The organism is Microbacterium sp. Bi128, assembly GCF_918698205.1.
Genome location: NZ_CAKKMM010000283.1, coordinates 1 through 5234, shown reverse-complemented (window position 1 = coordinate 5234; position 5234 = coordinate 1). Strand labels below are relative to the sequence as shown.

The following is a 5234-nucleotide window of genomic DNA, read 5'->3' as shown; positions in this document are numbered from 1 at the left end:
GACCCCGTTCGTCCCGGCCAGGAGTCCGTGTGGGACTATCCCCGCCCGCCCCGCGTCGAGCGGGTCGCGAAACGCGTGCAGATCGACTTCGGTGGCGTCCGCATCGCTGACACAGACGACGTGGTGCGCGTGCTCGAGACGAGCCACCCGCCGGTGTACTACCTGCCGATCGCCGCTTTCGGTGACGCCCTGACGCTCGGTCGGGGGGCGTCGTTCTGCGAGTTCAAGGGCGGAGCGCGCTACTTCGACGTGCACGGCGGCGAGGGGGCGCTCGCCGAGCGCGCGGCCTGGAACTACCCGAACCCGATGCCCGGCTTCGAGGTGCTCGCCGACCGTGTCGCGGTGTACGCCGCCGCCATGGACCGGTGCGTCGTGGCGGGCGAGACGGTGCAACCGCAGCCCGGCGGGTTCTACGGCGGGTGGGTCACGGCAGACCTCGCGGGGCCGTTCAAGGGCGTCCCCGGCTCGATGGGCTGGTGACCTCAGTCGCGGGCGAACGCCTGCGGGACGGCCGCGTGCAGGTCGGCCAGCCACGCGCGGGCGTTCCCGTCCGACGGCGCGCGCCAATCGCCGCGCGGTGACAGCGATCCCGCGGGGGACACCTTCGGGCCGTTCGGGATCGCGGTCCGCTTGAACTGGGCGAAACCGAAGAAGCGCTGCAGGAAGACGTCCATCCAGCGCGCCACGGTGACGAGGTCGTACGCCGGCCGTTCCCCCTCGGGGTAGCCCGGCGGCCAGGCCCCGGCATCCGGGTCCTCCCACGCTTTCGCGGCGAGGAACGCGATCTTCGACGGCCGGAAGCCGAAACGCAGCACGTGGTACAGCGTGAAGTCGTGCAGGTTGTACGGACCGATCCGGTCTTCGGTCGACTGCATCCGTCCGTCCTGGCCCGCCGGCACGAGCTCGGGGCTGATCTCGGTGTCGAGGACCGCCTGGAGCACCTCGACGGTGGCGGCGCTGAGCTCGCCCGACGAGATGACCCACCGGATGACGTGCTGGATCAGGGTCTTGGGGACTCCGGGGTTCACCGAGTAGTGGCTCATCTGGTCGCCCACGCCGTAGGTCGACCAGCCGAGCGCGATCTCGGACAGGTCGCCGGTGCCGACGACGATCCCGCCGTTCTGGTTCGCCAGGCGGAACAGGTAGTCGGTGCGCAGGCCTGCCTGGACGTTCTCGAACGTCACGTCGTGCACGGGTTCGCCGGAGGCGAAGGGGTGGCCCATGCGCGAGAGCATCTCGGATGCCGCGGGCCGGATGTCGATCTCTTCGATCGTCGCTCCAATGGCCTCGGCGAGGGCGATCGCGTTGTGCTTGGTCTTTTCGCTCGTGGCGAAGCCCGGCAGGGTGTAGGCGAGGATGTCGCTGCGGGGACGCCCCATGCGGTCCATCGCCCGGGCGATGACGAGCAGAGCGTGCGTGGAGTCGAGGCCGCCGCTCACACCGAGGACGGGCCGGGGCCGCCCGATCGCCTCGAGGCGCTGCACGAGCCCCGAGACCTGGATGTTGAACGCCTCGTAGCAGTCCTGTGCGAGACGCGCGGGGTCGTCCGGCACGAAGGGGAACCGGTCGAGGGGGCGACGGAGCCCCAGGTCGGTGGCGGGTGGCGCGAACTCGAACGACACGGTCCGGAACGGTGTGCCGGCGGTGCGGCGGTTGTCGTCGAACGTCCCCTGGCGGAGGCGGTCCTGGCGCAGTCGGTCGAGGTCGACGTCGGCGACGCTGCGTCGCGGCCCGTCCGGGAAGCGCTCGGTCGTGGCCAGGAGGTTCCCGCCCTCGTAGATCATGGTCTGGCCGTCCCAGGACAGGTCGTTGGTCGACTCGCCCTGACCGGCGGCGGCGTACACGTACGCGGCAAGGCAGCGCATCGACTGCGACTGCGACAGCAGGGTGCGGTCGTCGGCACGTCCGATCGTGATGGGGCTGCCCGACAGGTTCGCCAGCACGGTGGCGCCGGCCAGGGCCGCCGCGGACGAGGGCGGGATCGGCACCCACACGTCTTCGCAGACCTCGGCGTGCAGGGTGAGTCCGGGGACGTCGACGGCGTCGAACAGCAGGTCGGGCCCGAACGGCACCGTGGCACCGGCCACGGAGATGTGCTGCCCCGTCTGGTCGTCGCCGCGGGCGTACCAGCGGCTCTCGTAGAACTCCCGGTAGGTGGGCAGGTACGACTTCGGGGCCACGCCGAGGATGCGGCCGCGGTGGACGACCACGGCGCAGTTGAAGAGCCGGTTGCGGTGCCGGAGCGGCGCCCCGACCAGCAGGACGGGCAACAGCTCGGCGGATGCGGCGACGATCCGCGCGACGGCCGCCTCGACGGCATCCAGCAACGGGTCCTGCATCACGAGGTCGTCGATCGCGTACCCCGTCAGACAGAGCTCGGGGAAGACGGCCACGGCCACGCCGTCGAGGTCGCACTCGCGCGCGGCGACCAGCACCGCGTCCGCGTTGGTGGCGGGATCGGCCACGGCGACGGGGATGGTGCACGCGGACACGCGCGCGAAGCCGTGCCGGTACAGGCTCTCGAACGGCAGCTCGGTGATCACGCCCCCAGTCTGGCAGGTCGTTCCGACACCGCGGCGGGGAGCGGGGGACCGCTGCACGCTGTGGACGCCGCACCGGGGATGTCGGCGGTCCCGATTAGCGTTGACCACCATGCGGTACATCGAGCAAGAGGCCCGGATCGTCTGGAGCGCCAGCGACCTCAAAGCGGCAGCCGAGTGCGAGTTCGCGTGGCTCCGGGCGATCGACGCGAAGATCGGCCGCATCGCTGCCGTGCCCGACCCCGAGGATGCCACCCTCGAGCGCGCCGCGGCACTGGGGACCGCGCACGAGCTGCGCGTGCTCGAGGACTACCGTCGGCGCCTCGGTCCGGCCGTCCGCGAGATCCCGGCGGCCCGCTCCTCCGACGCGGATGCGCTCGCCGAGGCGGTGCGCCTCACCGGCGAGGCGCTGGCCGATCCCGCGGCCGAGGTCGTGTACCAGGCCGCCTTCGCGACCGACGAGTTCGTGGGGTTCGCCGACTTCCTCGTCCGCGAACCGGCGTCCGATGACGGTGGCCCGCGGCCGTGGATCGTGCAGGACACCAAGCTCGCCCGCCGCGCCCGCGTCACGGCCCTCATGCAGTTGGCCGCCTATGTCGACCAGCTCGACCGGCTCGGGGTGGCGCGGTCCGACGAGGTGCAGCTGCTCCTGGGCGACGGCGGTACGAGTACCCATCGAGTCGACGACCTGATGCCCGTCTTCGCGCTGCGCCGTGCGCGCCTGCGCGCCCTCATCGCCGACCGGCGGGTCGACCTCGGCGCCGCGGGCCCGGTGCTGCCCTGGGGCGACCCCCGGGGCGAGCTCGCCGTGATCGCGTGCGGCCGTTGCGCGACGTGCGAGATCGAGGTCGTGGCTCACCGCGACCTGCTCCTGGTCGCGGGCATGCGCCCGGTGCAGCGCGATCGGCTGCGCGCCGGCGGGATCGACACGATCGACGCCCTCGCCGCCGCCGGTGCGGCGCCGCCGGCGATGAGCGTCGACACGTTCGCCTCGTTGCGGACGCAGGCCCGGTTGCAGCTCGAGAGCCCGGCGGGCGACGGGGCGGCGGGGGAGCACGTCGTTCCGACGTTCGAGGTGGTCGCGCCCAAGGCGCTCGGCGTCCTTCCCCGTCCTGACCACGGCGACCTGTTCTTCGACTTCGAGGGCGATCCGCTCTACACCGAGGGCGACCGCGCGCACTGGGGCATCGATTACCTCTTCGGCTGGGTCGACACCCGCGAGCGCTACGGCGCGCTGTGGGCCCACACCTTCGACGAGGAACGCGCCGCCCTCGAGCGCTTCCTCGACTTCGTGGCGGTGCGGCGCGAGCAGTTCCCCGAGATGCACATCTACCACTACGCGCCGTACGAGCCCACGCATCTGCTGACGATGGCGGCGCGCTACGGCGTCCGCGAGGCGGACGTCGACCGGCTGCTGCGCGACGGCGTCTTCGTCGATCTCTACCCCGTGGTGCGACGTGCGTTGCGCGTCGGCTCGCGCTCGTACTCGATCAAGAAGCTCGAACCGCTGTACATGGGCGATGAGGTGCGCACGAGCGACGTCCAGCGCGGCGACGACTCGATCGTGAAGTACGTCGAGGCCCGGGCGCTCGCCGCCGACGGAGAAGCGGAGGCCGCGCAGCGCGTGCTCGACGACCTCGCCGACTACAACCGCTACGACTGCGTCTCGACGCGGCGCTTGCGCGACTGGCTCGTCGAGCGCGCCCGCGAGGGCGGTGCGATGCCCGCGCGCGGAGCCGAGCCCGACGAGCAGGCCTACGAGCCGTCGCCGCGGGCGACCGCCCTGCAGCGGTGGGCGACGGATGCCGCCGAGCCCGACGCGACCGCGCTCCGTCTCGCCGCGGCCGCGATCGACTACTACCCGCGCGAAGAGAAGACCTACTGGGCCACGCACTTCCTGCGTCTGCGCGAGCCCGTGTCGATCTGGGAGGACACGCGCGACGTCGTGGTCGTGGATGCCGCCCGCTCCCGGGTCGTGACGGACTGGCACATCTCCGAGTCGGGTCGGGGTGCCGACCGCCGACTGGTCGAGGTGCGCGGCGAGGTCGCCCCCGGCAGCCGGCTCGGGGTCGATGCGGAGCCGTTCGCGGTCTACGACCTCCCCGCCCCCTTCCCGCTCGAGGCCCGCCCGCGTTGGATCCACGGGGCGCGTCGTGTCACGGTGCGCGACGTCCTCGACGACGGGGCCGTCATCGAAGAGGTCGCCGTGGACGGCGTCACGTGGGACACGCTTCCCCTGGCCCTGACCCCGCCGGCGCCGCCGCGCGCCGGGAACCAGCAGAAGGCGATCGACGCGTGGGCCGACGCGGTGCTCGCCGCGGCGCCGGCGTTGCCGGACGGCCCTGCCGCCGACATCCTCCGCCGTCGTCCGCCGCGGACGCTCTCAGGGTCGCTGGCCCCGGTGACCGCGGTGGACGGTGGTCCGGGCGACGACGAGATCACCGCGATCGCCCGGACGGTGGCAGAACTCGACCGCAGCTACCTGGCGGTGCAGGGCCCGCCGGGAACCGGCAAGACCTACGTCGGCTCGCACGTCATCGCCCGGCTGGTCGCCGAGCGCGGGTATCGCGTGGGGGTCGTGGCGCAGTCGCACGCGACCGTCGAGCACATGCTCGAACGGGTGATCGCGGCCGGCGTGCCCGCCTCGCGCGTGGGTAAGGCCCCGAAAGACGCCGGCGCGGCGCACGCCTTCAC

At 72.5% G+C, this 5234-nt stretch carries 3 protein-coding genes; 2 read left to right on the top strand and 1 reads right to left on the bottom strand.

Annotated features, from left to right (window positions below; genetic code table 11):
• On the top strand, positions 1–480 hold a 480-nt coding region (locus LQV45_RS17100), incomplete at its 5' end, for a DUF427 domain-containing protein (protein ID WP_230008057.1).
• Positions 481–482: 2 nt separating this feature from the next.
• Here LQV45_RS17100 and LQV45_RS17095 read toward each other — a convergent pair.
• The gene (locus LQV45_RS17095; protein WP_230008056.1) at positions 483–2543 is read right to left on the bottom strand and encodes an NAD(+) synthase; all 2061 of its coding nucleotides are present in this window, start codon (positions 2541–2543) and stop codon (positions 483–485) included.
• A 109-nt stretch (positions 2544–2652) separates the two neighbouring features.
• Here LQV45_RS17095 and LQV45_RS17090 point away from each other — a divergent pair.
• Positions 2653–5234: TM0106 family RecB-like putative nuclease (locus tag LQV45_RS17090; protein ID WP_230008055.1), on the top strand; the 2582-nt coding region annotated here is incomplete at its 3' end.